The organism is Pseudomonas sp. B28(2017), from assembly GCF_002113025.1.
In the GTDB taxonomy this organism is placed as follows: Bacteria; Pseudomonadota; Gammaproteobacteria; order Pseudomonadales; family Pseudomonadaceae; genus Aquipseudomonas.
The window spans coordinates 58,552-84,577 of the sequence record NZ_NEJH01000002.1 but is presented as its reverse complement, the minus strand read 5'-3'; the positions used below and the strand labels follow the sequence as shown (position 1 = coordinate 84,577).

At 58.3% G+C, this 26,026-nt stretch carries 24 protein-coding genes; 11 read left to right on the top strand and 13 right to left on the bottom strand.

Annotation, left to right across the window (positions count from 1 at the left end; genetic code table 11):
- The first annotated feature begins 197 nt into the window (after nt 1–197).
- Nucleotides 198–1,871, top strand: coding sequence for a DEAD/DEAH box helicase (locus tag CAF65_RS04960; protein ID WP_007973525.1), 1,674 nt, complete (start codon nt 198–200; stop codon nt 1,869–1,871).
- 103 nt (nt 1,872–1,974) lie between these two features.
- On the opposite strand, the gene CAF65_RS04955 is transcribed toward CAF65_RS04960, so the two are convergent.
- On the bottom strand, nt 1,975–2,742 hold the full coding sequence (locus tag CAF65_RS04955) for a class III extradiol ring-cleavage dioxygenase (RefSeq protein WP_085715314.1): 768 nt from the start codon (nt 2,740–2,742) through the stop codon (nt 1,975–1,977).
- Between the two features lie 102 nt (nt 2,743–2,844).
- Here CAF65_RS04955 and CAF65_RS04950 point away from each other — a divergent pair, with 102 nt between their 5' ends.
- The gene (locus tag CAF65_RS04950; RefSeq protein ID WP_085715313.1) at nt 2,845–3,501 is read left to right on the top strand and encodes a thiopurine S-methyltransferase; all 657 of its coding nucleotides are present in this window, start codon (nt 2,845–2,847) and stop codon (nt 3,499–3,501) included.
- A 125-nt stretch (nt 3,502–3,626) separates the two neighbouring features.
- Here the strand turns inward: CAF65_RS04950 and htpX are convergent, their stop codons facing one another.
- On the bottom strand, nt 3,627–4,517 hold the full coding sequence (gene htpX, locus CAF65_RS04945) for a protease HtpX (protein WP_007973520.1): 891 nt from the start codon (nt 4,515–4,517) through the stop codon (nt 3,627–3,629).
- A gap of 316 nt (nt 4,518–4,833) precedes the next feature.
- Nucleotides 4,834–6,045, bottom strand: coding sequence for a pyridoxal phosphate-dependent aminotransferase (locus CAF65_RS04940; protein ID WP_008017190.1), 1,212 nt, complete (start codon nt 6,043–6,045; stop codon nt 4,834–4,836).
- A 226-nt stretch (nt 6,046–6,271) separates the two neighbouring features.
- On the opposite strand from CAF65_RS04940, the gene msrB reads away from it, so the two are divergent.
- The 3 genes from msrB (at nt 6,272) to CAF65_RS04925 (ending at nt 7,820) form a co-directional block, all read left to right on the top strand.
- The gene (gene msrB, locus CAF65_RS04935; RefSeq protein WP_085715312.1) at nt 6,272–6,667 is read left to right on the top strand and encodes a peptide-methionine (R)-S-oxide reductase MsrB; all 396 of its coding nucleotides are present in this window, start codon (nt 6,272–6,274) and stop codon (nt 6,665–6,667) included.
- Nucleotides 6,668–6,876: 209 nt separating this feature from the next.
- Complete coding sequence (locus CAF65_RS04930; RefSeq protein WP_008002671.1) at nt 6,877–7,362, top strand: glutathione peroxidase; 486 nt, start codon at nt 6,877–6,879, stop codon at nt 7,360–7,362.
- Nucleotides 7,359–7,820: a MarR family winged helix-turn-helix transcriptional regulator gene (locus CAF65_RS04925; RefSeq protein ID WP_085715311.1), complete on the top strand. Its 462-nt coding sequence runs from the start codon at nt 7,359–7,361 to the stop codon at nt 7,818–7,820. Before CAF65_RS04930 ends, CAF65_RS04925 begins: the two co-directional genes overlap by 4 nt.
- Here CAF65_RS04925 and CAF65_RS04920 read toward each other — a convergent pair.
- Nucleotides 7,804–10,167 carry a response regulator gene (locus CAF65_RS04920; RefSeq protein WP_085715310.1) on the bottom strand — a complete coding sequence of 788 codons (2,364 nt, stop codon included), beginning with the start codon at nt 10,165–10,167 and terminating at the stop codon, nt 7,804–7,806. The genes CAF65_RS04925 and CAF65_RS04920 overlap by 17 nt on opposite strands.
- A gap of 121 nt (nt 10,168–10,288) precedes the next feature.
- On the opposite strand from CAF65_RS04920, the gene CAF65_RS04915 reads away from it, so the two are divergent.
- Nucleotides 10,289–11,179 carry an ATP-binding protein gene (locus CAF65_RS04915; RefSeq protein WP_085715309.1) on the top strand — a complete coding sequence of 297 codons (891 nt, stop codon included), beginning with the start codon at nt 10,289–10,291 and terminating at the stop codon, nt 11,177–11,179.
- The gene (locus tag CAF65_RS04910; protein WP_008002666.1) at nt 11,176–11,658 is read left to right on the top strand and encodes a GAF domain-containing protein; all 483 of its coding nucleotides are present in this window, start codon (nt 11,176–11,178) and stop codon (nt 11,656–11,658) included. Before CAF65_RS04915 ends, CAF65_RS04910 begins: the two co-directional genes overlap by 4 nt.
- On the opposite strand, the gene CAF65_RS04905 is transcribed toward CAF65_RS04910, so the two are convergent.
- The 8 genes from CAF65_RS04905 to CAF65_RS04870 form a co-directional block, all read right to left on the bottom strand.
- Entirely contained in the window at nt 11,659–14,604 is a 2,946-nt protein-coding gene (locus CAF65_RS04905) for an HD domain-containing phosphohydrolase (protein WP_085715308.1), read from the bottom strand.
- A gap of 49 nt (nt 14,605–14,653) precedes the next feature.
- Complete coding sequence (locus CAF65_RS04900; RefSeq protein WP_085715307.1) at nt 14,654–18,295, bottom strand: transporter substrate-binding domain-containing protein; 3,642 nt, start codon at nt 18,293–18,295, stop codon at nt 14,654–14,656.
- An 8-nt stretch (nt 18,296–18,303) separates the two neighbouring features.
- Nucleotides 18,304–18,930 (bottom strand): response regulator transcription factor, encoded by a 627-nt coding sequence (locus tag CAF65_RS04895; RefSeq protein ID WP_085715306.1) that lies wholly within the window; start codon nt 18,928–18,930, stop codon nt 18,304–18,306.
- A gap of 229 nt (nt 18,931–19,159) precedes the next feature.
- Nucleotides 19,160–19,567 (bottom strand): response regulator, encoded by a 408-nt coding sequence (locus CAF65_RS04890; RefSeq protein WP_085715305.1) that lies wholly within the window; start codon nt 19,565–19,567, stop codon nt 19,160–19,162.
- 178 nt (nt 19,568–19,745) lie between these two features.
- A complete protein-coding gene (locus tag CAF65_RS04885; protein WP_085715304.1) occupies nt 19,746–21,074 on the bottom strand; it encodes a deoxyguanosinetriphosphate triphosphohydrolase in 1,329 nt (442 codons plus the stop codon).
- A 178-nt stretch (nt 21,075–21,252) separates the two neighbouring features.
- Nucleotides 21,253–21,594 (bottom strand): hypothetical protein, encoded by a 342-nt coding sequence (locus CAF65_RS04880; RefSeq protein WP_085715303.1) that lies wholly within the window; start codon nt 21,592–21,594, stop codon nt 21,253–21,255.
- Complete coding sequence (locus CAF65_RS04875; RefSeq protein WP_085715302.1) at nt 21,591–21,980, bottom strand: phage holin family protein; 390 nt, start codon at nt 21,978–21,980, stop codon at nt 21,591–21,593. The genes CAF65_RS04880 and CAF65_RS04875 overlap by 4 nt, the downstream gene beginning before the upstream one ends.
- Before the next feature lies 1 nt (nt 21,981).
- The gene (locus CAF65_RS04870; protein ID WP_085715301.1) at nt 21,982–22,296 is read right to left on the bottom strand and encodes a YqjD family protein; all 315 of its coding nucleotides are present in this window, start codon (nt 22,294–22,296) and stop codon (nt 21,982–21,984) included.
- Nucleotides 22,297–22,627: 331 nt separating this feature from the next.
- Between CAF65_RS04870 and CAF65_RS04865 the strand changes: the two genes are divergently transcribed.
- From CAF65_RS04865 to CAF65_RS04850, 4 genes are all read left to right on the top strand, one after another.
- Entirely contained in the window at nt 22,628–23,836 is a 1,209-nt protein-coding gene (locus CAF65_RS04865; RefSeq protein WP_085715300.1) for an ammonium transporter, read from the top strand.
- A gap of 140 nt (nt 23,837–23,976) precedes the next feature.
- On the top strand, nt 23,977–24,213 hold the full coding sequence (locus tag CAF65_RS04860; RefSeq protein ID WP_085715299.1) for a glutaredoxin family protein: 237 nt from the start codon (nt 23,977–23,979) through the stop codon (nt 24,211–24,213).
- A gap of 172 nt (nt 24,214–24,385) precedes the next feature.
- Nucleotides 24,386–24,703: a hypothetical protein gene (locus CAF65_RS04855; protein WP_008020364.1), complete on the top strand. Its 318-nt coding sequence runs from the start codon at nt 24,386–24,388 to the stop codon at nt 24,701–24,703.
- A gap of 71 nt (nt 24,704–24,774) precedes the next feature.
- Nucleotides 24,775–25,665: a pseudouridine synthase gene (locus CAF65_RS04850; protein WP_085715298.1), complete on the top strand. Its 891-nt coding sequence runs from the start codon at nt 24,775–24,777 to the stop codon at nt 25,663–25,665.
- 84 nt (nt 25,666–25,749) lie between these two features.
- On the opposite strand, the gene CAF65_RS04845 is transcribed toward CAF65_RS04850, so the two are convergent.
- Nucleotides 25,750–25,971 carry a YgdI/YgdR family lipoprotein gene (locus tag CAF65_RS04845; protein ID WP_085715297.1) on the bottom strand — a complete coding sequence of 74 codons (222 nt, stop codon included), beginning with the start codon at nt 25,969–25,971 and terminating at the stop codon, nt 25,750–25,752.
- Nucleotides 25,972–26,026 lie beyond the last annotated feature (55 nt).

Below are 26,026 nucleotides of genomic sequence, written 5' to 3'. Positions count from 1 at the left end.
CGCGTTTAGGTAGCGCAATTCCCCGAAGCCAGCTTCGGCTGCACGTCCGCCCAGCGGACTCTTCCTTGACGATTCTTTTCATTCATTCGTTTTCGCAAATCCCCGCCGACAAAGCTGCCAGGGCGACTCTTGAGTCTCAACACGGCATGCGCAGCTTTGGAGCATGGGTCTTTGCGGATGCACTTAGAGGCAGACCCATGACCCAGGAAATCGGCGGCTTCGCCGCTCTTGAACTTCATCCCAATATTGTCGCTGCAGTAGTCGCTACCGGCTATGAAGAGCCTTCGGCCATTCAGCAGCAGTCGATTCCGATCATTCTCGCCGGTCACGATATGATTGGTCAGGCGCAAACCGGTACCGGTAAAACCGCTGCCTTTGCTCTGCCAATTCTGCACCGCATTGATCCGTCCAAGCGCGAGCCGCAAGCTCTGATCCTGGCCCCAACTCGTGAGTTGGCGCTACAAGTTGCAACCGCTTTCGAAACCTACGCCAAGCAAATGCCGGGCGTGACTGTTGTGGCTGTCTACGGCGGCGCGCCGATGGGCCCACAACTGAAAGCAATCCGTAATGGCGCACAAATCGTTGTCGCCACTCCGGGTCGTCTGTGCGACCACCTGCGTCGCGACGAAAAAGTACTGGCGACCGTGAACCACCTGGTTCTCGACGAAGCCGACGAAATGCTCAAGCTGGGCTTCATGGACGACCTGGAAGTCATCTTCAAGGCCATGCCGGAAACCCGTCAGACCGTACTGTTCTCGGCAACCTTGCCTCAATCGATCCGTGCCATCGCCGAACGCCACCTGCGCGATCCGAAGCACGTCAAGATTCAGAGCAAGACCCAGACCGTTACCGCGATCGAGCAGGCTCACCTGCTGGTTCACGCTGACCAGAAGACTTCGGCCGTTCTCAGCTTGCTGGAAGTGGAAGATTTCGACGCCCTGATCATGTTCGTACGCACCAAGCAAGCGACCCTGGATCTGGCCAGTGCCCTGGAAGCCAAAGGCTACAAAGCCGCCGCGCTGAACGGTGACATCGCCCAGAACCAGCGTGAGCGCGTGATCGACTCCCTCAAGGATGGCCGTCTGGACATCGTTGTGGCGACTGACGTTGCCGCTCGTGGTCTGGACGTTCCACGCATCACTCACGTGTTCAACGTTGACATGCCGTACGACCCGGAATCCTACGTTCACCGTATCGGCCGTACCGGCCGTGCCGGTCGCGAAGGTCGTGCACTGCTGCTGGTGACTCCGCGCGAGCGCCGCATGCTGCAAGTGATCGAGCGTGTAACCGGTCAGAAGGTTGCTGAAGTTCGCCTGCCGGACGCTCAAGCCGTTCTGGATGCTCGCATCAAGAAACTGACCAACAGCCTGTCGCCGCTGGTGGCCGAGGCCGAATCGACCCATGGTGATCTGCTGGATCGTCTGACTGCCGACATCGGTTGCAGCCCGCGTGCCCTGGCCGCTGCCCTGCTACGCAAGGCTACCAACGGTCAAGCGCTGAACCTGGCCGCTATCGAGAAAGAGCGTCCACTGGTGCCGAACAATGCACCGCGTGGCGATCGTCCAGAGCGTTCCGGTGATCGCCCTGAGCGTGGCGACCGCGAGCGTCGTGCTCCGATGCCACTGGGCGAAGGCCGTGCACGCTGCCGTACCGCGCTGGGCGCGCGTGACGGTATCGCCGCCAAGAACCTGCTGGGCGCCATCCTCAACGAGGGTGGTCTGGCGCGTGAAGCGATCGGTCGCATCCAGGTGCGTGACAGCTTCAGCCTCGTCGAGCTGCCGGAAGATGGTCTTGAGAAGTTGCTGACCAAGCTGAAGGACACTCGTGTTGCCGGCAAGCAGTTGAAACTGCGTCGCTACCGCGAAGATTGATCCGCTCTCGGGCCGATTGATCGAGCATGAAAAATCCCCGACTGGTTCGGGGATTTTTTTTGCCTTTCAATCGGCGGTGCGGTCTTCGCGGCTCGGTTTGCGCTCAACCGAAGCGATAAATGTCCATGCCCAGCGCACCCATGGTGAACCCCTGATGGGCAATGCTGAACTGCCCACCGGCGGCGCGGGCAAAGTACAGCGGCAACAAGTGTTCGTCGCTGGGATGGTTGCGAGCGGCATTCGGTGCTTGTGCGCGGTAGTCGTGCAGCGCGGCTTCGTCGTTCGTTGCGAGCTTCTCGATCATCCAGTCGCGAAACACCAGGGCCCAGGGCTCCACGCTCTCGGGGCCGGCATGCCAGTCCAGTTCTCGCAGGTTGTGAGTGATGCTGCCGGAGCCGATCAGCAGGACGCCGTGTTCGCGCAGGCTGGCCAGCGCGTGGCCAACGCGGGTCTGCAGGGCGGGGCCGCCACGGGTGGGCAGTGATACCTGCACAATCGGGATGTCTGCTTGCGGGTACATCAGCGATAAAGGCACCCAGACGCCATGGTCGAAAGGCCGTTTGCTGTCGATGTGTGCAGGGAGGTTGTTGGATTTAAGCAGCTCTACTACCTCATCTGCCAGCTGTGGGGCGCCAGGAGCGGGGTACTGGACCTCGAACAGGGCTTTGGGAAAGCCGCCGAAATCATGCCAGGTTTCCGGTTGTGGATTGCCGCTGACCTGCAGCTCATTGCTTTCCCAGTGCGCAGACACAATCACGATGGCCTTGGGCTTTGGTATTGCAGCGGCCAGGCGGGCGAGTGCCGGCCCGCTGGCGCCGGGCTCCAGAGCGAGCATGGGGGAGCCGTGGGATATGTACAGGCTGGGGAACATGAATGAGCTCCTGAGAGTTAAGATGCAACATCATCAGTCAGATCATTAATCTAAATCTAATATAAGTTTTAGGGTGTTTTGATCGAATTTTCGGGGTTAATTATGCAGCCGGAGTTTTGGCACAAGAAGTGGGCGTCGAATCAGATCGGCTTTCACCTTCCGCAGGTGAACCCACATCTACAACGGTTCTGGCCACAGCTGGGCCTGGAAGAAAGCGCACGGGTGCTGGTGCCGTTGTGCGGCAAGAGCCTGGATCTGTTGTGGCTGGCGCACTGCGGGCATGAGGTCCTGGGTATCGAATTGTCGGAGAAGGCTGTGGAGGACTTCTTCAGTGAGCATCAACTGGATCCGGCCGTCAGTGAGCAAGGGCCTTTCAGCGTCTATCGGGCGGGCTCCATCGAGCTTTGGTGCGGAGATTTTTTTGCGTTGACACCAGGCGATGTCGCTGATTGCTCTGCGCTTTACGATCGCGCCGCGTTGATTGCGTTACCGCCATCGATGCGCGAGCGGTATGCGACGCATCTGAAGCGGATTCTGCCCAAGGGCTCTCTGGGGTTGTTGATCACACTGGACTACGATCAGGCTGAAATGTCCGGACCGCCATTTGCTGTGCTCGATGATGAAGTGCAGCGGTTGTTCGGGACTTCGTGGGGATTGAAGGTCCTGGAGGATCAGGATGTCTTGAGCGAGAGCGGGAAGTTCCTTGAAGCGGGTGTGACGCGGCTTGAAGAGCGGGTGTATCGGGTTTCCAATCGGTAATAACGGTTAGCTGCATTGGCCTCTTCGCGAGCCTGCTCGCGAAGAGGGCTGAAAGAACACTCAATATTCAAGCAGACAAAAAAGGCCCGCATCACTGCGGGCCTTTTCATTTGCTGTGGCGCCTCTCAGCCGCGGCGGCGAGCCAGGGCGTCGATACGCTCTTCCAGTGGCGGGTGGCTCATGAACATGCGAGCGAAGCCTTGCTTGATGCCACCGTTGATGCCGAAGGCGTTCAGGGTGTCGGGCATGTGCACCGGCAGGCCTTGTTCCGCCCGCAGGCGTTGCAGGGCGCCAATCATCGCGGCGGTGCCGGCCAGGTTTGCACCGGCTTCGTCGGCGCGGAATTCGCGCTTGCGCGAGAACCACATGACAATGGCGCTGGCCAGGATGCCCAGAACCAGTTCGGCGAAGATGGTCGCGACGTAGTAGGCAATGCCCTGGCCTTCTTCGTTCTTGAAGATCACTTTGTCGACGAAATTGCCGATGATCCGTGCGAAGAACATCACGAAGGTGTTCACCACGCCCTGGATCAACGCCAGGGTGACCATGTCGCCGTTGGCCACGTGGCCGATTTCGTGGGCCAGAACGGCCTTCACTTCATCCGGCGAGAAGCGCTCGAGCAAACCCTGGCTGACCGCTACCAGTGCGTCGTTCTTGTTCCAGCCGGTGGCGAAGGCGTTCGCCTCGTAGGCCGGGAAGATACCGACTTCGGGCATCTTGATCCCGGCTTCACGGGACAGTTGCTCGACGGTTTGCAGCAGCCATTGCTCGTGACGGGTGCGTGGCTGGGTGATGATCTGGGTGCTGGTGCTCATCTTCGCCATCCACTTGGAGATGAACAGCGAGAACAACGAACCGGCGAAACCAAAGACCGCACAGAAAATCAGCAGCTGATTGAGGTTGAGGTCAACCCCATTGGCCGCCATGAACCCGTTGAAGCCGAAAAGGCTCAGGGTGATGCTGGCAATCAGCACGACCGCCAGGTTAGTGGCCAAGAACAGCAGGATGCGCATCATGGTTGTAGAAATCTCCTCATGCTAAAGATGTAGCGTACTGCGGGGTATATAAGGTGCTGCACCGGGGTATTCAACCGGGTGACTATTTCAAACTGTGTCCTACGGCAACAGTCTAGCTGTTTGCAGGGTATTTCCGGTGCGAGTGCGGGAAGTGTTTGTCAGTCAGTTCATGTCGAAGGCCCCACCTCTGTCAGGTGGGAGCAGGCAAGATGTTATCTGGCAGCGGGCACAGCGCCAGCCAGCAGCGGAGTGCAAAAAAGTGTTGCCGGATGAATCACCGTGCGACGTGCAGGAGCGTCGCACGGTGACTGGTCGCTTACTGGCGGTAGGACTTGAGGAAGCCGCCAATACGTCCGATGGCCATCTCCAGGTCATCGACACGTGGCAGGGTCACGACGCGGAAGTGGTCTGGCCATGGCCAGTTGAATGCGGTGCCTTGAACCACCAGCAGCTTTTCGGAGAGCAGCAGGTCGAGGACGAATTTTTCGTCGTTGTGGATCGGGCAGACCTTGGGGTCGATCCGCGGGAATGCATACAGCGCGCCCATCGGCTTGACGCAGCTCACGCCTGGAATGTCATTGAGCAATTCCCAGGTGCGGTTGCGTTGTTCCAGCAAGCGGCCCGGCGGCAGCACCAGGTCATTGATGCTCTGATAGCCACCCAGGGCGGTCTGGATCGCATGCTGGCTGGGCACGTTGGCGCACAGGCGCATGTTCGCCAGCATGTCGATGCCTTCGATGTAGCTCTGGGCGTGGTGTTTCGGGCCGGAAATGGCGATCCAGCCGGAACGGAAACCGGCCACGCGATAGGACTTGGACAGGCCGTTGAAGGTCAGGCAGAGCAGGTCGGGCGCCAGGGAGGCGGTGCAGATGTGCACGGCATCGTCGTAGAGGATCTTGTCGTAGATCTCGTCGGAGAACACCACCAGATTGTGCTGGCGGGCCAGTTCCAGCATGCCCAGCAGCACTTCTTTCGAGTACACCGCGCCAGTCGGGTTGTTCGGGTTGATGATCACCAGTGCCTTGGTGTTCGGGGTGATCTTGGCCTTGATGTCGGCCAGGTCCGGCCACCAGTTGGCCTGCTCGTCGCACAGGTAGTGCACCGGATTGCCGCCCGAAAGGCTTACTGCTGCGGTCCACAACGGATAGTCAGGCGCAGGCACCAGCACTTCGTCGCCATTGTTGAGCAGGGCCTGCATCGACATCACGATCAGCTCGGAAACGCCGTTGCCCAGGTAGATGTCTTCGATGCCGACGCCTTCTACCTGCTTTTGCTGGTAATACTGCATCACGGCCTTGCGCGCACTGAACAGCCCCTTGGAGTCGCTGTAGCCCTGCGCGGTCGGCAGGTTGCGGATCACGTCCTGGAGGATTTCGTCCGGCGCTTCGAACCCAAAAGGCGCCGGGTTGCCGATGTTCAGCTTGAGGATGCGATGGCCTTCCTCTTCCAGGCGTTTGGCGTGCTTGAGCACCGGGCCGCGAATGTCATAGCAGACGTTGGCGAGCTTGTTCGATTTGCTGACCTGCATGGCGATGTGTTCCCGAAAATGAACGATCCAGACGGCGTTTGGATAGCCGTGCTGGGAATCCTGCGTATTCACACAGGCCTGACGCCTTGAGATGCAGCACCCATATTTCCGTTTGAATGCGCGTGGTCTGGCTGCCAGACTGGCGTTTGACGAGGCGCAATCATACGTGCCGCCCGATCCGTGGAAAAGGTACAGATCGGGCTTTTTCAGCCGCTGAGGTGTGATGATGGAAAAGTTGGAAAAAACCCTGGAAGAATGGAAGGCGATGCTTGATCCAGAGCAGTACAACGTGTGCCGCCTCAAAGGCACCGAACGACCGTTTTCCGGCAAGTACAACGCCACCAGGACCGACGGTATTTACCACTGCATCTGCTGCAAGGAGCCGCTGTTCGACTCCAGAACCAAGTTCGACTCCGGTTGCGGCTGGCCGAGCTTCTATGCGCCGATCGGCGACAGCGCGATGACCGAAATCCGTGATGTCAGCCACGGCATGATCCGCACCGAAGTGGTTTGTGCCAAATGCGATGCGCACCTGGGACACGTGTTCCCGGACGGCCCACCGCCTACCGGCCTGCGTTACTGCATCAACTCGGTGTGCCTGGACCTGGTGCCGCGCGAGTAATGCGAGCCCTGTAGGAGCGAGCCTGCTCGCGATGGACCAGAGAACAACTCGGAGCACCAGGCTTCCCGCGTTTTCGTTGACGACCATCGTCGGAGCGCCTCCCGGAGCAAGCTCGCTCCTACAGTGGATTGGCGTTCGATAATTTAAATTGCACACAATTCAATTGCTCGCTATGTTTTGCTTATCTTCCCGAATCCGGAGCTTTCATCATGAGCGACAACCTGCTGAGCATCCCTTGCACCACGATCAAGGGTGAGCAAAAGACTCTGGCGGATTTCGCCGGCAAGGCCGTGCTGGTGGTCAACACGGCCAGCAAGTGTGGTTTTACTCCGCAGTACAAAGGCCTGGAAGAGCTGTGGCAGACCTACAAGGACCAGGGGCTGGTGGTGCTCGGCTTTCCCTGCAACCAGTTCGGCAAGCAAGAGCCGGGCAATGAAGGGGCGATCTCCGAATTCTGCGAGCTGAACTTCGGTGTCAGCTTCCCGCTGTTCAAAAAGATCGAAGTCAATGGTGCCGGTGCCCACCCTCTGTTCGTGCAGTTGAAAAAGCGCGCACCGGGTGTGCTGGGTTCCCAGGGCATCAAGTGGAACTTCACCAAGTTCCTGATTGGCAAGGACGGGCAACTGGTCAAGCGCTTCGCTCCGGCGACCAAGCCGCAGGACCTGACCCGCGAGATCGAAGCCCTGCTCAAATGAATACCCTGTCAGTCGATTCCCTGAAGCTCGACAGCCAGCTGTGTTTCAAGCTGTACGCTGCTTCCCGTGCGGTCATTCGCGCCTACAAGCCAATGCTCGATCAGTTGGGCCTGACTTACCCTCAGTACCTGGCGATGCTGGTGCTTTGGGAGTGGCAGGAAGCAGCCCCGGAGCAACCGACCGTGAAGGCATTGGGTGAGCGTTTGGCCCTGGATTCCGGCACGCTGACCCCGTTGCTCAAGCGCCTCGAACAACTGCAACTGGTGCAGCGCCAGCGTTCTGCGCGCGATGAGCGTGAAGTGCATCTGAGCCTGTCGCCGGCCGGCATGGCCTTGCGCGATCAGGTCGGGCCACTCAAGGCACGTCTATTGTGCGACAGCGGGGTCGACCTGAATCGTCTCAACGAGTTGCGCGATGGTCTCGATCACCTGTTGGGACAGATCAAGGCGCTGTCGTAGCGGGGATCCACAAGTCCAGCAGGGCGGCCAGTTCTTCTCGCCGGAAGGGTTTGGCCAGGTAGTCGCTCATACCCGCGGCACGACAGCGTTCGCGCTCTTCCGACATGGCGTTGGCCGTCAGGGCGACGATGGGCAGTTGGGGCCAGCGTCCGCTACGGCGGATTTGCCGGCTGGCTTCATAGCCATCCATCACCGGCATGTTGCAGTCCATCAGCACCAGGTCGAAATCCCGTTGCTCGAGTTGATCCAGGGCCTCGGCACCATGAGCCGCGGTGGCGACCTCGCAGCCAAGTTTGCCGAGCATGCCCTTGGCCACCAGTTGGTTGACCGGATTGTCTTCCACCAGCAGCACGCGCCCGCGGCGTTGCGGGCATTGCGTGTCGAGTCGGGCATCGTTGATCGGGTGGGTTTCCGGTTGCAGGATCCGCCGCAACGTCTGATACAACGTATTGCGTGCCAGGGGGCGTGCCTGTTGTTGCAAAGGGGTGAGGGCGTTGGCCTCTTCGCCGGGCATGAAGTTGCCATAAGCGGTGACCAGCAGGATCGGGGCGCCAAGGGTGGGGCGCAAATTGAACAGGCATTCGGGGCAGTCGGTGATGAGCACGTCGCCTGTCAGGCCAAGTAGTGGGTCATCCATGGAGCGCCGTTCATAGTCCAGCCCCCAACCAGGCAACAGACTGTTGAGCAATTCGCCCAGCCCGCTGCTGGCTGTCGTGATGGCGACGACTTTACCCTTGAGCAAAGCAGCAGGCATTGCACGGGTATGGCCGGGCAATGGCAAGTCCGCGCAGAACTGGCTGCCAAAACCCGGCTCGGAGCTGATCGTCAGGCGCCCTTGCATGGCATTGCAAAGGTTGTAGGTCAGCGCCAGGCCCAGCCCGGTGCCGCCAAATTGGCGGGTAATACCCGCACCGGCCTGGGTGAAAGGCTGGAAGATCTTGACCTGGGCATCCTGAGGAATGCCGATGCCGGTGTCGCACACTTCGATTCTGACACCGTCCCCGAGCGTCGAAAGGCGCACGTCGACACGCCCGAAGCGGGTGAACTTGAGGGCGTTGGACAGCAAATTACTGACGATCTGCCGGACCCGGGTCGGATCGCCGAGCACGAGTGCGGGGAAATGCGGATCGATCAGGCAGGTCAGTTCGACACTGGGGGCGGCGTTCTGCGACAACAGGTTGGCGGTGTCTTCGATCAGTGAGCCGAGATCGAAGGGGATGTGTTCGAGTTCGAGTTGACCGGCATCGAACTTCGACAAATCGAGAATATCGTTGAGCAATTCCACCAGCACTTTGCCCGAGTCATGGGCGATCGACAGCTGTTGCTGTTGTTCGGCATTCAGCGGCCCGTCGAGGGACAGCGCGATCATTCCGAGCAAGCCATTGAGGGGCGTGCGAATTTCGTGGCTCATGTTGGCCAGGAATACCGAGCGGGCGTCGGCCATGTCGAGGGCTGTACTGCGGGCGACCTCCAGCTCCTGGTTGGACTGGCTCAGCCGGTCATTGATCGCCTTGAGTTCGGCGGTACGGGCCGAGACGATGTTTTCCAGTTGGCCCAGATACTCGGTCAGGCGGTTTTCCGCGTTGCGCCGCTGCTGGATTTCGGTGGCGATGTTCTTGAACTGCTGGCTGGCAACCTTGACCAGCACACCGATCTCATCATTGGCGTGCCCGGCGGGGCATTCCAGTGACGTCGGTTCGGTACTGCTCGGGTCGCGACCGCTGAGCTCACGGATGACCCGCACCAGGGGTTTGGTCAGCATCACATAGAACAGCGCCAGCAGGATGCCGGACAGCAGCAGGCTGCGGGCGAAGCCGTTGAGCAGGGTCACTTCGGCCCGGCGCAGGAACCGGTCGCCGAAGGCATAAGTGTCGACGTTCAGCTGCAGCGTACCCAAGGATTCGCTGGGCAAGTTATCCAGGTAAAGTCGGTCTTCGAACTGTCGATTGGCGCCGAACAGGAAGTCGCTGAACATCCGGTAACCGTTTTGCATGCCGGGTCGCTTGACGCTGGCCAGCACGGTGCCGTTGTTGTCGGTCAGTTTCGCGCTGATGATCGCCGGCGAGCGCAGCAGGCCCAGGGTCAGTTCCTTGGCGAGTTCGGCGTCGATGTTGTAGGCGATTCGCGAGGCCGGGTTGTGGCTGATTTCCAGTAACGAAAGGATTTCACGATTGATGGAGGCGTCTTCACTGGCATAATCGATGCCTATTTGCAGCAGGCTGAGCAGCGTGCCCAGAATGAAACCGACCAGCACGGTAAGCCGGGCCTGTTTGAATGACAGCCGGTTGGTGAATTTGATATCCATCGGGGGGTGAACCACTTTCGTTTCCTTTCGCTGCTCAAGCATAGTCGATCATGCCTGCCTACTTATGTTGTCGCGAGGCCCGTACCGTGGGGCACCAGTTGTCTGACGCTGTATTTCGTCGCTGTATCACCATCATTACTGTGAACGTGCCCGAGGAGAAGTCGTGGATTCCCGATTGAATGCTTTTCTTGAACGCGCCGATGCCGTTCTGGCCCGTATCGAGCCGTTGCTGCCGGCACCCCGGCCAGCCATCGACTGGGCACAATGCCTGGCCGCGCGCTGGCAGCGAGAGTCGCGCGGCGGTTATCTGATGCCGCTGGAGGTCAGCCTCGACATGCGTCTGTCGGACCTGATCGGCGTCGACCGGCAAGTCGAGCAGCTTGGACGCAATACCCAACAGTTCCTCGATGGCATGCCAGCCAACCACGCCTTGCTCTGGGGCTCGCGCGGCACCGGCAAGTCGTCGCTGGTGCGCGCCTTGTTGGCCGAGCACGCTCAAGCCGGTTTGCGTTTGATCGAGATTGAACGTGATCACCTGGCAGACCTGCCGCGAGTGGTCGAGCAGCTTGCCAAGCTGCCCCAGCGTTTCGTGCTGTTTTGCGATGACCTCTCGTTCGAGTCGGGCGAGGGCGATTACCGAGTGCTCAAAAGCGTCCTTGATGGCTCGCTGGAACAGGCACCGGACAATGTTTTGCTGTACGCCACGTCCAACCGTCGCCACCTGGTGCCGGAAAAGGAAAGTGACAACGAAAACTGGCAACGGGTCGACGGCGAACTGCATCCCAGCGAGGCGGTGGAAGACAAGATCGCGCTGTCGGACCGTTTCGGTTTGTGGCTGTCGTTCTATCCGTTTACCCAGGAGCATTTCCTGAACGTCGTCGAGCACTGGATCGGCCAGTTGGCCGACAAGGCCGGACTGGCGTGGCAGCGCACGGAAGAGCTGGACATTCTGGCGGTACGCTGGGCCACTGGCCGGGGCAATCGCAATGGACGTTGCGCTTATCAATTTGCCCGTTATTGGGTCGGGCTGAAACTGTTGGAGCACAAGGCATGATCGATTTACAAAAGAGCGGCCAAGGCCTCGAAGGCTACGGCATGCTGCACGCGCAACTGGAGTCCTTGCTGGCGGACGAGCGGGATTTCATCGCCAATGCCGCACAGTTCTCGGCGTTTCTGTTCAATCAGCTCGATGACCTGAACTGGGCCGGTTTCTACCTCAACCGCAATGAGGAATTGGTGCTGGGCCCGTTTCAGGGGCAGATCGCTTGCGTGCGGATTCCGTTCGGGCGCGGTGTTTGCGGGACAGCGGCAGCTACCTTGCAGACTCAGTTGGTTGAAGATGTGCACGCGTTCCCCGGACACATCGCCTGCGACAGCGCCTCGAACAGCGAACTGGTGGTGCCGCTGGTCAAGGACGGCCGGTTGATCGGCGTGCTTGATCTGGACAGCCCGAAACTGGCGCGTTTCACCGCACAGGACCAGGCTGGAATCGAACAGCTGGCGGCGATTTTCCTGCGCCTGACCGACTGCTGATCAAGACGCCAGGCCTGCCTTGGCCAGCAGACTCGACGCGTCCACCGCATCGATCTGCTCAGGGGCGAGGAAGCGCTTGGCGTACTGCAAATGGATCTGTGCCTTGATGAACAGCCCGAACAGTTCCGGGTCGATGTGGGCATCACGGCACATCAACGCCATGATGCCCAACGCCTCGCTCAAGGTCTTGGCTTTTTTGTAGGGGCGGTCGGCGGCAGTCAACGCTTCGAAAATATCGGCAATTGCCATCATCCGCGCCGGCAGGCTCATTTCTTCTCGCTTCAAGCGTTTCGGATAACCACTGCCGTCCATTTTTTCGTGATGCCCGCCGGCTATTTCCGCGACACTGCGCAAGTGCCCGGGGAACGGCAGATGGTTGAGCATCAGGATCGTCTGAACGATGTGGTTATTGATCACATAACGCTCCTCGCTCGTCAGGGTGCCCCGGACAATGCTCAGGTTGTATAGCTCACCCCGGTTGTATTTGTGGGGCGGGACGTCGAGTTTGAAGTCCAGAGGATTATCTTGCGGTATCACTTCGTTTTCGCCGCGTTCGAACAGGTGCTCGGGTTTGTCCGCCAGTAACGGTTCGCTGACGGGCAGGGTAGGGGCTGGCGTTCGGGCCTGACGCCGGTTTTCTTCCCAGGACACGCCCAGCCGGTCATCCAGGGTTCGGGTCCAGGTGCGTTCAGACAGACGCCGCAGGCGCTGCAGATCAGCGTCGTCCATGGCTTCGCCACCGAGATTGCAGCGGGCAACGAAGGCGAAATCATCATCCAGCCCGGCCAGGCTGGCATTGCGCAGTTCTGCCAGCGATTGCTCGTCACCGCCCTGGGCAACGGCCTGCCAGTAGCTGATCCAGACATCGCGCTTGAGTACCTCGAAGCGGGTACGGATTTCGTGGATGCGATCGGTCAGGGTTTCCAGCTTCGTGGCCTTGTCTACGACGTATTCCGGTGTGGTGATCTTGCCGCAATCGTGCAGCCAGGCGGCGATGTGCAGTGCCTCCCATTCATCTTCGGTCGGCTGATAGGCGCTGAAGGCGGGTTCCTGGCTGGCTGCCGCCGCCTGGGCAAGCATCAGGGTCAGTTCCGGCACGCGCTGGCAATGGCCGCCGGTATAGGGGCTTTTGGCGTCGATGGCACCGGCCAGCAGTTGAATGAAGGCGTCCATCAGCTGTTTTTGCCGGGCTTGCAGGCGCTGGCTTTCGATGCACACGGCAGCTGCGCCGGACACCGCCTGGAGAAACGCAATGCGGTCCGGCCGCAGTTTGTCCAGATCGCTCTGCTCGCCACTGTCGGCCAATAGCAACACCAGCAGGCCCACGGTTTCGTTGTGACGATTGTGCAGGCGGATTCCGATCAGGTGGACCCGAGGACTTTTCAGTGCGAGCAGGATTTTCTGCAGATCACCCGCCTGCTCGAAACCCAGATTGCTGACGACATTGTCGACGTTTGCCAACTGGTGCAGCCATGGGGGGCTTTGCGCGTTATCGAGCGAGTGTCCGCGGATGTCGAAGGATTGCGGATTTTCGGCGGTGTTATCGATGACCAGCCCGTGGGGTTCCATGTGCTGGCCATCACCTTCGCGCAGATAGATCAGGCCGGCCTGGGCCTGACCGATCTTCACGGTTTCAAACAACACCCGCTCCAGCAGCGGGGTGAAACGGGTTTCGGCACTGAGACTGTCAGTGATCTGGAAGAAGCTCGCCAGTGTGTCTTTCATCCGTGCCATCGACACACTCAACTGGTCGACTTCGAGCACCGGCGAGCGACGGGAAAGCGGAAAATTGAAATTGAAACTGCGAATCGCATCGGCCTCCTGCACCAGGGCGCGCAAGGGTTTGACCAGGACTCTTGATGTCAGCCAACCCAGCGGCACGCACAATAGCAGCGTTGCCAGGGTAATGAGCGCACCTTTCCAGCGCATCCGGTAAGCGTCGACGAGCAATTCGTCTTCCGGTACCAGCAGAGCCAGTTGCAGGCCTTGGGGGCCACCTTCCTGCATGCTGCTGCGCGCCACGATCCACTGCCGGCCATTGGCGTTCAGGCGACTGCCTTGAGGGGGGGAGTTGAGCAACGTACCCAGGCTGGGGCTCAGATCCGCCGCCTTGATCAGGCGGGACGTCTGATCATCGATGATCAGTCTGTGGCTGTCAGGGTAGGCAATGGCATTGCCTTGGGCATCGAACAGCACGATTTCGGTATTGGGGGTCACGACGTGCTTGGCCAGGGTCGCGCTGAGTTCGGCCAGGGTCAGGTCAGCGGCCATGATTGCCTTGTCGCCATTGCGGCGCGCCAGCGTCGTGCCAATGTTGTGGGTGGAAAAAAAGATATAGGGTTCGGTCGTGATCTGGTCATTTTCGCTGCGGGCGCTGATAAACCAGGTACGATTGCGCGGGTCGTACGTGTCTTTAAGGTTTTCCAGACGGCTTACAAGTGTCAGGTTCCGGTCGAAAAACAAAGACTGGGAGTGGGCCTGGCCACTGCTGGTGTGTTCGATGCTCCAGACCTGGTAAGCCGCCGTGTCCGGAGCCCCGACCAGGGCTTTGACTTCTGGGGTGCGTAGCGGGCGGACCATGAAAAAGTCACCATTGTCGTAGCCCAGGTACAGCGAAGCCAGATTGGGGTTGTCCTCGAGTGACTGGCTGAACGGTTCGAGCAGTGCCAGGCGTTGCTCCAGATCAGGGGACTGGCCTGCCGGATTGAGTGCCAGCAGGCTCAACAGATGACGAATGGGTTCATAGGTTGCATGCAGGTCCAGGCGGACATCCTGCTCAATGCGGTTGAACAGTTTTTCACTGCTGGACAGTATGATTTGTGTAGTTTGCCGGTAGTTGAAAAGACCCAGCACCACCCCAGTCAGCAGCAACAAAAAGGTGAACATCACGCTGATATGGACATGCAGTGGAAACCGGCGTGGATCCGTGCGCAGTGGGTCAGGCATTGCGGGTTTCTCCATGATGGTCAACACCCTGCCGAGGGTCCAAGCATAGTTAAGGCTCTGTCACTTTGCCTTCGTCGTAATGCTCGATCTGACGTAGTAACGCGTCCTCCAACTCCAGCATGGCGCGCTCCATGGATTTGCAGCATCCAGTCACTTTTGCGCGATCGAAATCCTCATGGCAGGCTGCTTCGAGTGCCTCGCAGCGGTCGATCAGGCGGGAGGCCTGCACTATCCGGGCTGCGCCTTTGATTTTGTGGGCAATGTCCTGCAGCGCCTGCGTATCTCCGGAGCTGGATAGCAACAGCAGCGTTTGCAGATCCTGGCGGTTGCTGCTCACCAACTCGTTCAGCAATCGCCGGTTCAACATCGGGTTTCCCCCGGTCAGCAGTTTCAATCCATGGAGGCTGAACGCAGGGGGGGCATGGGAGGGTTCAATGCCTTGCACCCATTGACTCAAGGCGCTGAGGCTGAGGGGTTTGAACAGGCAGTCGTCCATTCCGGCTTGTTTACAGCGTTGTACTTCTTCTGGTTGGGCGTTGGCGGTAAAGCCAAGAACGGTGCAGGGAGGGCGATGGTTTTGTCGTTCATGCTGGCGAATGGCTCGGGTCAGCTCGTACCCGTTCATGACCGGCATGTTGCAATCGGCAATCACCAGCTCAAACGGTTGGTTTTTCCATGCCTCCAGTCCCTCCTGGCCATCGGCCGCGACGGTAAATCGATGTCCAAGAAACTCCAATTGCTGGCACGTGAGCAAGCGATTGGCCGAGTGATCGTCGACTACCAGGACATTCAATGGGGTTGTGGCGACGACTATTTGCGTTTCGGCCACCTGGGCTGACTGTTGCAGCGGCAACGTTTCCAGTTGCAGCAGCAACTCCACTTGAGTGCCGACACCCGGCTCGCTGCGTAATTGCAGACTGCCGCCCATCATTTCGCAGAGATTGCGGCTGATCACGAGCCCAAGCCCTGCGCCCCCCCTGGCAGATTGCATGGTGTTGTCGGCTTGGGCAAAGGGTTCGAACAGGCGCTGTTGATCCTGTTCGCTGATCCCGATACCGCTGTCGTGAACTTGCACCCGCATTTGCACGCGCTCGGGTTGCGTTGCCGGGTGCAGCTCGACAATGACCCGGACCTGGCCTTGCTCCGTAAATTTGATGGCATTGCTGATCAGGTTGGACAGCACTTGCTTGAAGCGCAAAGGGTCCAGTAACACGTCGAAGGTCGGGTTGGCCGATGAAAACTCCAGCACCAGTTCGAGTTCCTTCTGTCGAGCCAGGCCATCGAAAATCCGCACGGCCGAGGCCACCAGTTCACCCGGATTGACGCGCTCCGGGCTCAGGCTCAAGCGTCCTGATTCGATTCTGGCAATGTCGAGAATGTCGCCAATCACCTCCAGCAACCCTTTCGCCGAGTTGTACGCGACATCGATGGCCGGACGTTCCGGGTGTTGATGATCAAGACGCTTGAGTGTCAGTTCGAGCATGCCAATGATTGCATTCATTGGAGTGCGGATCTCATGGCTCATCGTGGCCAGAAACGTGCTTTTGGCCCGGTTGGCGTTATCGGCCTGTTCTTTCGCGCAACGCAGATCATCGAGCAGTTGCCGTCGTTCGCTGATGTCGATCCAGCCACCGATAATGCCTTGCACCTTTGCGCTGGAATCCCGATAGGGAAGAATCCAGTGATAAATCGTCAGTCGTCGGCCACCAATATGCAGCTCGCGATCGACAATCAACGGTCTGCCCTCGGCCACCACGCGTTGGTAGTCAGCCTGGTACTCCCGGGCTTCGAATGCATTGCTCTTCGATCCCTGCATGACGCTTTTGCCGATGACATCTTCACGCTTGGCGCAGAACGCTTGCAGGTAACTGTCGTTGCAACTTTGCAGTAGCCCCTGGCGATCACGTACGTAGATCGGATGGGGCGTGCCATTGACCAGCGATCGCATGAACTCGAACTGATCGTTTAACGCACGCTCTGCGGCCTTGCGCTGCTTGATCTGGCGTCGCATGTAGTCGTTCCACGCAATGGAAATCAGCAGCAGCACGCCTGCACCGAAGACGATTTGGTAGAACAGTCTTTGATAGTTGCGCCAAGTGTTTTGCGAGGACGCCGAATAGCCGCGCCAGCGATTGTTGATGATGCTCAGCTCCTCCGGTGAGATGCTCAGTAAAGCCTTGTCGAGGATCGCGTTCAGCTCTTTGGCACCCCGAGCGGTGGCAAGGGAAAACGCTGCCTGCTCGGTGCCGATGGTGGTGCTGATTTGCAATGTGTGCTCGAACAGCCGCGACGAAATGAAGTAATTGGCAATGATCAGTGAGTTCACCGCCCCCTCGGCCTGACCTTCGGCGAGTAACTCTACGGCGCTGAAGGTGTCCGGGGTCTCGATCAACCTGATCCGGGGAAATTCTCTGCGCAGGTAATCCATGATTGGATTGCCGCGGGCAATAGCCAGGCGCTTGTCCTGCAACTGCTCGAGGTTGATCGGGCTGTCGGCGGCTTTGCGGGTCAGCAGGACGTAGGAATTTTCCAGGAAGGGGCGGGTAAAGTTCAGCTGGGTTTGACGTTGGGCGCTCGGGAGTAATGGGGCAATCACATCGGCCTTGTTGTCCTTGATCTGTTTGATCATCTCGTCATCGCTGCGGCTGTGCTGGATGTCAAAGCGCAAGCCGGTGCGCAGCCTGATCAGCTCAAGCAGATCTGCGGTGACCCCGCGAAAGTTACCATTGCTATCGAAAAACGTCAGCGGTGCAAAGGCTTCGTTGACGACGACGCGCACTATCGGGTGGTGTGCCAGCCAGCGTTCTTCCCGTTCAGTGAGTTGCAGCTTTTGATCGGTCAGCAGAATGTCGCTACCGGCACTCCAGCGTTTGGCGATGCTTTCTCGTTCACTGGTGGGGATGGCCCTGATCATCGTGTTGATGATGCCACGCAACTCGGGGTTGTTCCTGTTAACGGCAAAGCTGAAACCAAAGGCTTCATGTTTACCGAAGTTGGCCATCCGGATGTTGTTCAAGTACCCCTTGTTGATCATGTAGTGAGTTGAGATGGTGTCACCGAGAAACACGTCCGCCTGATCGAAAGCAACAGCGTTGATCGCATTCTGGTAGGACGGATAGGACGTGATGATCGCCTTTGGGTACAACGCGGTGACTTCCGCCAGCGGCAAGTAGTGATAAACCATGCTCAGGCGCAATCCGGCCAGGCCATCGGTGAGGGAACGGGTTTCCCCTTCGCGGGTCACCAATACAGGTTGGTCGACGGCATAGGGTATGGACAGTGCAATGTCGGCATTGCCAGCTTCGAATCCATTGGCGGTGCCAAGCAGATCGACTTCGCCGTTCTCCAGTGCAGCGATTGCGGCCCCTCGGGAATCGAAGCGCTGAACCTTGACGGGCAAACCGGTTGTTTTTTCCAGAAGACCGGCGTAATCGGCGGTAAACCCTTCATAGTCCTGGCCACTGGTGGTCAGGTCGAAAGGGGGATAGTCCGGGGCTGACGTCCCGAGGGTCAGTTGACTCTTGCGTTTTATCCATTGTCGCTGGGATTCATCCAGTCGAACCTCCAGCGCCCCGGCCTTCGATCGGCTGAGCAGCGTGTAGTGTTCATTGCCCGGTGCCCCGAACAACGAGGTACTCACGCATAGACCTGCGGTCACTTGAATCAGAAAGACCTTCAAACGGCTGGGCATCCAGACTCTCACACTAGCGCGTTACGTTTTGCCATCTCGATGAGTTCAACCAGGGATTTGGCTTTGAGTTTCTGCATGAGACGCTTTTTGTAGGTACTCACGGTCTTGTTGCTCAGAAACATGCCCTTGGCGATTTCCTTGTTTGTGCGACCTTGGGCAAAAAGTTGCAAGACCATCAGTTCCCGGTCGTTTACGGATTTGAACAGTTCCAGTTCGATGCAGCGTGTTTCATCTCCACGGACGGGGTTCAAAGCCTCGCTCGGAAAATAGTTGTAACCAGAAAATACCGCTTTTATGGCGCTGACCAGCTCACTGATGTCCTCTTGTTTGCAGACATAGCCTGATGCACCGGATTGCATGCAGCGAATACCGAAAAGCGTTGGGCATTGTGCTGTCAACACCAGTGTTTTAAGAGGGGCACTCATTGCGTTGAATCGGGATAGTACTTCCAGGCCATCCAGTTTTGGAATGCTGATGTCGAGAATGACCAGATCCGGCATGCACTCGCGAACCATCTGCATGGCGTCGACCCCATTATCCGTTTCGCCAACGACTTTGTAACCTTCATGTTCCAGTAACATTCGAACGGCAAGGCGGATAACCGGGTGATCATCGACAATAAAAACGGAGTTCATAATCAAGTCCCATGCGAGCTCAAATAAAGCGCGCACCTTAGCTCAGATACTTGAGGGGACGCATGAACTGACTGAGCTGTAGCAACAATATAGGAGAAGTCCTACAGATTAAAAGGAATGGGGCTACGTATTAACTAGGTTTTTTATTAGGAAAGGAGAGAAAATTTAGCGCTTGTGGGGGCTTTAAAGGAAGATGTTTGTAAGTTTTTCGCTGTGTGTTCGTCGGTTTTTAGATGTGTTTTTTCTGCACTTGTGCCGAGGTCAACAAATCTCTAAATTCAGATTGTTTCAATGGTTTTATCAAATAACCCAATAATGGCAGGCCGTGCTCAGTGGCCGTTTTTACAAGTTCATCCAGTTCAGACGTCGTCAGGCTACTTAGAATGATCGCCTGTCTGATAAGTCCTCGCTGGCTGGCGAACCGGACCAGATTGAGTCCCGTCAGATCGGGCAGGCATTGATCGCATAAAAGGATGTCGAACGGCTGGTCGGCCCCGAGCATTTGCTGCATGGCATCTTTGGCGCTGTCGGTGGTCGTCAGTCGGGTGAAACCATAACTTTCCAGCAGGTATCGAGTGGCTATAAGTTGGAAGGGGTGGTCCTCCACCACAAGGATGCGTAGATCGTCTTCGGCCATGGGGCGCACTTCATCTGTCGAACAGAAAGGAGGGCGATTGTTTCGCGAGCGTGCCGGACAAGCGATCAGTTTGCTCGCCATATGTTGTAGGGCGATTCGACGAAGCTTGAGTGCTGTTGGAGTTTGAAAGGGGGATCAGCCATGACGAATGCCGTAATGGCTGATCAGTCGATACGCCTTAGTGGCTGGCGCGCCCGGTCATTTCCAGGGCCATGTCACTGGCATAGCTGTCGGTCATGCCGGCGATGAAATCGATCATGCGCAAGAACGATGTGTGTAATGGGCCGTGAGGGTCGGGTGCATTGTTGCCCAGCAGGTCAAGGATGCGGCGGCTTTTGAACGACGGGGTCCGACCGTTGTGTTGCTCCAGCGCTGCGCCGCAAAAGGCGTTGAGCAGGATTTCCAGCGTGGTGTAGGCGCCGATCTCGTGCAGGGTCTTGCGCTTGTCCTGGAAGATTTTCTTGCGGGCCATGTCCTTGGCGTTCAGCACACAACGCTTGGCGGGCCCGTGCATGTGCTCCACCAGGTCGCCGGGCAATGTACCTGCCAGCAGCGCGTCCTGTTGCTCGACGAAGGCGCGGGCCGCGGCATTGGTCAAGTGCTCGATGGCTTTGCCGCGCAGGATCGCCAGTTTGCGTCGGCGCGAATCGCCGGGACCGAGCTGGCGATAGGTCTCCGGCAAGTCGTCGCCCACCAGGCCTAGCAGCAGTGACTCGACTTCGGCGTATTCCAGCAACTCCATTTCCAGGCCGTCCTCCAGGTCGATCAGCGCATAGCAGATGTCGTCGGCGGCCTCCATCAGGTACACCAGTGGATGCCGCGCCCAGCGTTGCTCCTCCAGTTGCGGCAGACCGAGTTTATTGGCGATCTGCTCCAGTAGTGGCAGCTCGCTCTGATAACAGCCGAACTTGTGTTTCTTGTATCCCAGCGAGTCAGCATGTTTGGCCGTCCATGGATATTTCAGGTACGTACCCAGCGTTGCATAGGTCAGACGGGTGCCGCCGTCGAACTGGTGATACTCCAGTTGAGTGAGTACCCGAAAGCCCTGGGCATTGCCTTCGAAATTCAGGAAGTCATTGCGCTCGGCTTCACTCATTGCATCCAGCCAGCCACGGCCGGCGGCTTGCTGGAACCAGTGACGGATCGCGTCTTCACCGGAATGGCCGAAAGGCGGGTTGCCGATGTCGTGTGCCAGGCAAGCCGATTGCACCACCATCCCCAGATCGCTGGGTTCGCACCAGTCGGGCAGGGCATTGCGGATGGTTTCGCCGACCCGCATGCCCAATGAGCGACCCACGCAACTGACCTCCAGCGAGTGTGTCAGGCGTGTATGAATGTGATCATTGCTGGATACCGGATGGACCTGGGTCTTGCGCCCGAGGCGGCGGAAAGCCCCCGAGAAAATGATGCGGTCGTGGTCTTTGTGAAAAGGGCTGCGGCCGAGCTCTTCAGGGCTGTGCAGAGGTTTTCCGAGACGTTCGCGAGTAAGCAGGGTGTGCCAATCCAAGGCGGGGGCTCTCCGTCGGGTGACTGATGGCCTAGCTTCCCGTTTCGCGCCATGACCTGCAAGCGGAACTACAGTCCGTCGGCGTCAATATCGATGAGCAGCAGGCATACGGGATGCGCCTCTCGATAGAGAGGCGCATCCCGTTGACGTGGCAAGAATGCAGCCGGAAAGATACTGATCAGTCTTTGCGCGAACCCTGCATGATCAGTGTGATCAGCGGCCCCAGTGTGGTGCCGAGGCGGATCAGTCGGGTCAGGCTGCTTAGGCCGCCGCCGTTTTTTGCACTTTTGCCGGTCAGAAAGCCCAGCAAGGTGATGGCGGCCACGCCCCAGAGAGGGGCGTGTTTGATGCCGAAACCGTCCTGCAGGTTTTGCGTCATCCCGCGCACGCGTTGCAACGGTTGCAGCAGTTGCGCGGATTCGTGGCGGATTTCCTGACGATGCATTTCCATGCGCAGGCGGATCAGGGCCTTGCGCATTTCCGTGCGTGAGCTGTTGTGTGGCAATTCAGGCAGGCTCATGGCAGCAGGCGCTCCCGATCGTTGGCCAGTTCTTCGAGCGTGCCGTGGAAGGGCGAGGACTCATCGAAAATCGCCGCTCTCAAGCGCATTCCGCAAAATATGGCAGCGAGGGTGTAGAACACACAGAGACCGATGATGGCGGTCAGGCGATACGTGTCCCAGAACACGATAAGCACCAGTGTCGACAGCCCTACCAGCAACAGCAATGCAAACACCAGCGCCAGGCCGGCAAACAGCAACAGGCTGACGGTGCGGGCTTTTTGTTCCTGCAGTTCGATGCCGAACAGTTCGACATGGCTGTGCAGCAACCCAAGGAAGGCGGCACCCAGGCGCCGCGAAGAGGAGCTGGTTCCCGTTGCAGACGGGCCGGATTCACTGATCGACATATCAGCGCCGGCTAGCCAGCAGGCCGATCAGGAAACCCACGCCGGCCGCGATCCCGACGGATTGCCAAGGGTTGGCCTGGACATAGTCCTCTGTGGCGGTGAGCGTAGCCTTGCCGTGTTCGCGCAGGGAGTCTTCGGTCAGTTTGAGGGTTTCACGGGCACGCAAGAGACTGTCGTGAATCTGCTCGCGCAACTCGTCGGCCTGATCGCCGGCCAGGGTCGCGGTGTGCTCCAGCAACCGTTCGGTGTCACTGACCAGTGTCTGAAAGTCGTTCATCAGGATTTCTTGAGCAGTCTTTGCCTGGGTGCGGGCCATGGGGGATCTCCATAAGTGGCTTTCTGATGCGTTCGAGTATGAGCCTTCGGCGAAGGTTCAGTACAAATGACTGGTACAACTTTTGCTGTGTCGTGGTGCGCCGGTTCGCACCATTGCGCTATAGCCGGGCATGATTTCAGTAAAACCGCAGGACCAACAATCAAAAAACTCGCGTAAACGTCCGGGGCGCGTTTTTCCTGGACGGTGTCCGTGCGCCAAAGCGGTTCAAACGAGATCGGCCCGCTGATGCTTCGAAGCTGCAACTTGGTGCATGAGCGGTCATCGCGAACTGCTTTGGTGCTTTTTTTCTGCCATAAGGTCTGCCCATCCCATGGAAAATCTGCAAAGCGCTGTGGACACCCTGGTCCATAGCTCCAACACGCTGTTCATTCTGATCGGTGCGGTCATGGTCCTGGCCATGCACGCCGGTTTTGCCTTTCTCGAAGTCGGAACCGTGCGACAGAAAAACCAGGTCAACGCGTTGTCGAAAATCCTCAGCGACTTCGCTGTTTCGACATTGGCTTACTTCTTTATAGGCTATTGGATTTCCTATGGCGTGACGTTCATGCAACCAGCGGCCGTGCTCAATGCCGACCATGGCTATGGACTGGTGAAGTTTTTCTTCCTGTTGACCTTTGCCGCGGCGATCCCGGCGATCATTTCCGGAGGGATCGCCGAGCGCGCCCGGTTTGTACCGCAATTGTGCGCGACCGCGTTGATTGTCGCGTTCGTCTATCCGTTCTTCGAAGGCATGGTCTGGAACGGCAACCTGGGTTTGCAAGCCTGGTTGCTGGAGCGCTTTGGCGCAGGTTTCCATGATTTCGCAGGTTCAGTGGTGGTGCATGCCATGGGTGGTTGGCTGGCACTGGCGGCGGTGCTGTTGCTCGGGCCGCGTAATGGCCGTTATCGCGACGGTCGGTTGGTCGCATTCGCGCCTTCGAGCATCCCGTTTCTGGCGTTGGGCTCGTGGATCCTGATCGTTGGCTGGTTCGGCTTCAACGTCATGAGCGCGCAAACCCTGCAAGGTGTCAGCGGGCTGGTGGCGGTGAACTCGTTGATGGCCATGGTTGGCGGTACGGTGGCGGCGCTGATTGTCGGGCGCAACGACCCTGGCTTTCTGCACAACGGCCCGTTGGCGGGGCTCGTGGCAATCTGTGCCGGATCCGACCTGATGCATCCGGTGGGGGCGCTGGTCACCGGTGCCATCGCGGGGGGGCTATTTGTCTGGTGCTTTACCGCGGCCCAGGGCAAATGGCGCATCGACGATGTATTGGGTGTGTGGCCGTTGCATGGCTTGTGTGGCGTATGGGGTGGCATTGCCTGTGGCATTTTCGGCCAGAGCGCCTTGGGTGGGCTGGGTGGGGTCAGTCTGATCAGCCAGTTGATCGGCACTGCACTGGGCGTCACTGTGGCACTGGCCGGCGGGTTTGCGGTGTACGGCGTGATCAAGGCGTTGCATGGATTGCGCCTGAGCCAGGAAGAGGAGTATTACGGCGCGGACCTGTCGATCCACAAGATCGGCGCCGTGAGCCAGGACTGACTCGGGTCACTTCATCGTCGGCGGTACCAAGGGTTTGCCATGCATCTTTTTGCACAGGGCATCAGGGCAGCGGGCTCAATGGCTCGACGGTTTTTCGGGGCAGGCCTAGAATGTTCACTTCATTATCTGGTTGAGCGCTCATGCTTCCCGAATGTCAGCTGTTCGGCACCCTTGGATGCCATCTCTGTGAAGTAGCCGAAGCCATGCTGATGGAGTTTGTCGAGCGCGGTCTATTGGTGGAACTGGTGGATATCGCTGACGATGAAGCGTGGTTTGCAGCTTACAGCCTGCGTATTCCGGTGCTGCGACGCGTCGATACCGGTGCTGAACTGGGCTGGCCGTTCAGTGCCGATGAGGTGGTGACGTTCCTGCGTTAAGCGTTTTTTGCACTGGCGGTATGTCCCGCCTGTCGAACCTTGCGATTGATCCTCTTGGCTTATTCAGTGTTGATCGGATACTGTATGTGCATACAGTTATTCGCAGTGCCTGCCTTGCCGTTGCCGATTTTCGGGAGCAAGCAGGCAAGCCCGGGCGTGAGAGGGATGAATCGTGGTCAATGTCGAACAGTTGAAGAACAGCGTGAACCGGATGTCCGCAGACGTCGTGCGCGAGGCCGTCCTTGAGTTGCGTCTGGATGGTCTGGTTACCGAGGGGAAAACGCCCTTCAACAAAACGCATTTCAATACCTGTTTCGCAGAAATCGAAGCCTTGTTTCAACGCGCGGGATATCACCGGCAGCTCGATGTCGTGGGTTATCAGGGATTGTTGTACGCCCTGTATGACCCCGCTCGCTGGGAAGCGGTCGATGTACTGCGCTGGCTCAAGGAGTACACCGAAGCGGCGGCGCGCACGCAGATCCCGGCTTGAGGAATCTCCTCTAGGTTCATTCCCCTTGCTGTTGGATAATGCCGCTCTGCACTGAGGGTTAGAGCTTTCGTATGTCCATTTCTTCTTTTTCCGCGGCACACAGCCAGGCCAGTACGCTCTACTTGCCACCTGGTCCGTGGCAGACCGTTGTCGATTGCCTGTGTGAGCATTTCAGTGCCATCGGTCGTGAACAATGGCTGGACAGGATTGCCCGTGGCCGGGTCCTCGATGGGCAGGGCATGCCGATTGCCCTCGATCTGGCCTACAGGGAAGGTTTGCGGATTCATTATTTTCGCGAAGTGCCGGATGAAAAGCCGATCCCGGTGATCGAGACGATCCTGTACGCGGACGAGCATCTGGTGGTGGCCGACAAACCACACTTTCTACCCGTGACGCCGGCTGGCGAATACGTCGAACAGACGCTGTTGAGACGCTTGATCCGTCGCCTGGACAATCCGCATCTGGTGCCATTGCATCGTATCGACCGGCATACCGCGGGGCTGGTGCTGTTTTCCGCCAATCCGCAGAGTCGTTCGGCTTATCAGTCGTTGTTTCCAACCCGGCAGATCGAAAAGCGCTACGAGGCCATCGCACGGGCGTTGCCTGGCCTGGTTTTTCCATTGGTTCATAAAAGCCGACTGGTCGATGGCGAACCGTTCTTCCGCATGCAGGAGGGGCCGGGGGCCAGCAACACCGAAACTGCGGTCGAAGTCAGGGAAAAACAGGGGGATCTCTGGCGTTATGGTCTTTACCCGGTGACGGGCAAGAAACATCAGCTTCGGGTACATATGGCGGCGTTGGGAGCTGCTATCTGCAACGACCCGTTTTACCCAGAGGTGCTCAAGGATGCGCAGGATGACTACGCCAATCCTTTGAAACTGCTGGCTCAGGGGCTGAAATTCATCGATCCGGTCTCGGGCCGGGAGCGAGAGTTCGAGAGTGAAATCACGCTGCAATGGTGACCGGGAAGCGACCCTGAAACGCTGTTCTTCAGGCATGAAAAAGCCCGCATCAAGCGGGCTTTTTCATATCCGGCGGCGCCAGGATTACAGCTCTTTAACGGTACGAACCTGATCTTTGTTGATGCGGGTCTGTTTGCCGTCGAGCTGTTCGAATTCGTAGAAACCGGAGTCCTTGTCATACCGTGGCGTGTCGACGGACTGGATTTCGCGACCGTCATTCAAGGTGATCACCGTAGGCGATGCGCAACCGGCGAGGGTGGCGAGGCCGAGTGCGAGCATGAAAGTGGCGAGGGTCCGTTGAATCATGAATGTGTCTCCGAAAAAGAATTCTTTGGTTGCTGGACTTGAGACGTGCACTGTC